This is a genomic window from Mycobacterium sp. UM_Kg1 (assembly GCF_000972925.1).
GTDB lineage: Bacteria > Actinomycetota > Actinomycetes > Mycobacteriales > Mycobacteriaceae > Mycobacterium > Mycobacterium hiberniae.
Genome location: NZ_JRMK01000242.1, coordinates 1 through 3,650 on the forward strand (window position 1 = coordinate 1; position 3,650 = coordinate 3,650).

1 pseudogene is annotated in these 3,650 nt (G+C 75.5%); it reads right to left on the reverse strand.

What is annotated here, in order from left to right:
- Window positions 1-2,230: 2,230 nt before the first annotated feature.
- Window positions 2,231-3,650, reverse strand: a pseudogene (locus LI92_RS24670) (hypothetical protein); the annotation flags it as partial.

Here is a 3,650-nt window from a genome sequence, read left to right on the forward strand (position 1 = left end):
CGACACCGCCGGCACCACCGGCGCCACCGTTACCGCCGGTCGCCAGGGCACCCGCGGCTCCACCGGCAGCCTGCTCGGTTGCGCTGGCGTTCCAGCCGCCGACTCCGGCGTTGCCACCCGCGACCCCGCGGACACCGCCCTGACCGCCGTCGCCGCCGCTGCCGGCCTTGAGGCCCGCACCGCCGCCGGCACCGGCACCACCGGCACCACCGTTGCCCGCATTTCCGGCGTCGCCGGCGTTACCACCGGCCCCGCCGACACCCTCAAGACCCGCCACACCGTGGGCCGAAGTACCGCCGGCGCCGCCGTTACCGCCGTTACCGCCGTTACCGCCGGTGCCGCCGTTTCCGGCGTCGCCACCGTCGGTGCCGTCGCCGCCACTGCCGGCGGCGGCGGCAATACCCGCTGTTCCGTCCGCGCCGTGACCGCCGTTACCGCCGTGTCCGGCTGCGCCGCCGTTGCCGCCGGCGCCACCGTTACCGGCGAGCGACCCGCCGACACCACCGGCGCCACCCTGGCCACCGAGACCACCGTCGGCACCGTCGGTCCCGTTGCCGTCGCCCGCGGTGATGCCATGGACCGTCGCACCGGCGCCACCCGCACCACCGGCACCGCCGTTGCCGGTCACGCCGCCGCTGCCGCCGACGCCACCGGCGCCGCCGCCCTGCCCGGTGTTGGTCGCACTGATCAGACCCGCACCGGCGCCACCGGCGCCACCCGCACCGCCGTCGCTGCCGGCGCCCGCAGCGCCGGCAGCACCGTGGGCACCGCCCTCGAGGCCGAGGCCACCGACCCCGACCGCACCTGCGGCACCACCAATCGATCCGGAACCACCGTTACCACCGGCACCGGCATTGGTGGCGCCGCCACCGCCGAGGCCCACACCACCGGCACCTGCGATACCGGCGTCACCACCGTTACCGGCGTCACCGCCGACACCACCGACGCCTTGGCTGGCCGAGCCACCCTGGCCGCCGCTACCGCCCTGGCCACCGGCACCCGCGTCGCCACCGTGACCACCCGCTGTGTCGGCCACCGTTGCGTCCGCCCCGGCACCACCGGCACCGCCGTTACCACCGGCACCGCCGTGGCCACCGGCACCGCCGTTACCAGAGGTCGATCCACCGGTACCGCCGGTACCACCGTTACCGCCCGCGCCGCCGACGAAGCCGGCGGTCCCGTTGCCGCTGATGTCGGTCAGCCCGGCCACGGTCGCACCGATACCACCGAATCCGCCGTCGCCACCGTTGCCGATGCTTGCCGCGTTTCCGCCGGCGCCACCGTTGCCACCGGCCTGTCCGGTCAGGCCGTCGCTGGCCAGCCCGACGCCGTCACCACCGGCGCCACCATTCGCACCGTCGCTGCTGAGGCCTGCCTGGCCTGCCGTACCGGCCGCGCCACCGTCAACACCGACACCGCCGGCGCCTGCCTTACCGCCCGCGCCTCCGTCGGCGCCGTTTCCGCCGCTACCGCCGTTGCCGGCCGCGTCCTGGTGGTTGCCACCGAGGCCCGTTCCGCCGGCCGCCGCCAGACCGGCCGCACCACCGTTACCGCCGTCGCCGCCGACACCGCCGGTGCCGTTCGCCGCGGTACCGCCCGCGCCGCCCGCGCCACCGGCGCCACCGAAGCCGGCGTCGCCACCGTTGCCGCCGTCAGCACCGGCGACCGTCGCGTCAGCTGCCGCGCCACCGTTACCGCCGATGCCGCCCGCACCGCCGACACCACCGGCGCCACCGTCACCGGAGTTGCTGCCGCCCGCACCGCCGACACCGCCCTTGCCGCCCGCACCGGCGTTGCCGCCCGCGGTGCCGTTACCGGAGAGGTCGGTGATTCCGTTGGTTCCGTCCGCACCACGGCCTCCGGCACCACCGGCGCCACCGTTGCCGTCAATGGCCGCGTCACCACCAGCGCCACCCGCGCCACCGGCCTGACCGGTCACGCCGTCGCTGGCCAGACCAATGCCGTCGCCACCAGCGCCACCGGCGCCACCGGCGCTTCCGGCACCTACGCTGCCGGCGCTGCCGTCCGCGCCACCGTCTGTTCCCAGGCCTGCCGTGCCGGCCGCGCCCCCGACGCCGCCGTTACCGCCCTGGCCGCCCGCGCCCGCCTCGTCGAGGCCTCCGCCGCCCAGGCCCTTACCGCCGGCCGCGGCCTGGCCGGCCGCGCCACCGTTGCCCGCCGCACCACCGGCGCCGCCGTCACCACCGGCATGGCTGACACCACCGGCGCCGCCGTCGCCACCGAGTCCACCGGCGCCGGCGTCACCACCGGTACCACCGGTTCCGCCCGCAACCGTCGCGTCTGCTGCCGCCCCGCCGTTACCGCCGGTGCCACCGGTACCACCGGCTCCACCGGTACCACCGACACCGGAGAACTGCCCACCGGCGCCACCGACACCACCGTTGCCGCCGACGCCACCGGTGCCACCAGCGGTTCCGTTGCCGCTGAGGTCGGTCTCGCCGTCGATGCCGGTTGCGCCTTGGCCGCCGGCGCCGCCGTTACCGCCGTTGCCGTTGTCGATGGCGTCGCCACCGGCGCCACCGTTACCACCGGCCTGCACCGTGCCGTCACCCAGGATCTGCCCGGCGCCACCGACACCACCGTCGCCACCGTTACCGGCCGCACCCGCGTCACCCTGTGCACCCGAGGCCGCCAGCAGACCACCGCTGGAACCACCGGCACCACCGGCACCACCGACACCGGCCGTCGAGCTGGAGTTACCGCCCTTGCCACCAAAACCGGCGATCGCCGCCAGGCCACCACCGGCACCGGCACCACCGGTACCACCATTGCCCGCAGCACCACCGGCGCCACCATCGCCACCGACACCACCGGCACCGTGCACACCGGCCAGTCCCTTCGACGACGCGCCACCAGCGCCACCGTCACCACCGACGCCACCAGCACCACCGTTACCCGCGGTACCGGTCGCGTCACCACCGTCACCACCGTCAGCACCACTGCCGGCCACCGCGTTCAGGCCCGCCGCACCATCGGCGGCCGCACCACCAGCGCCACCGGTGGCGCCGGCGCCACCGACACCACCGGCACCACCGTTACCGCCCATCCAACCGGCTGCACCACCGGCACCACCGGCGCCACCGTTACCACCGGCCTGACCGTCAGTGCCATCAGCACCGACCGTCGCGCCCGCCGCACCCGCAGCACCCGCGCCACCGTTACCACCAGCGCCACCGTTACCCAGGTTGCCCGCGTCACCACCGCGACCACCCACGCCACCATTGCCACCGGCCACCAACGCGTCCGCGCCGTCACCACCACGGCCACCGTTACCACCGGCGGTCGCCGCCGCACCCGCGACACCACCAGCACCACCGGCGTTACCGGCCACACCGGCGTCACCACCACGGCCACCGGCACCACCATCGAGGTTCGACGCGTCACCATCAGCACCAGCGCCACCGTTACCACCAATACCGGCAGCACCACCGTTACCGCCGACACCGGCGGCACCGGCCAGACCCTTGGAACCGATCCAACCGCCGGCACCACCGGCACCGGCAGCACCCGCGGCACCACCGTTACCGCCGTTACCGCCGTCACCGGCGTCGCCGCCGTCTTCACCGGCCAGCACACCGTCAATACCGGCACCACCGTTGCCACCGGCGCCACCGTTACCACCGGCGCCA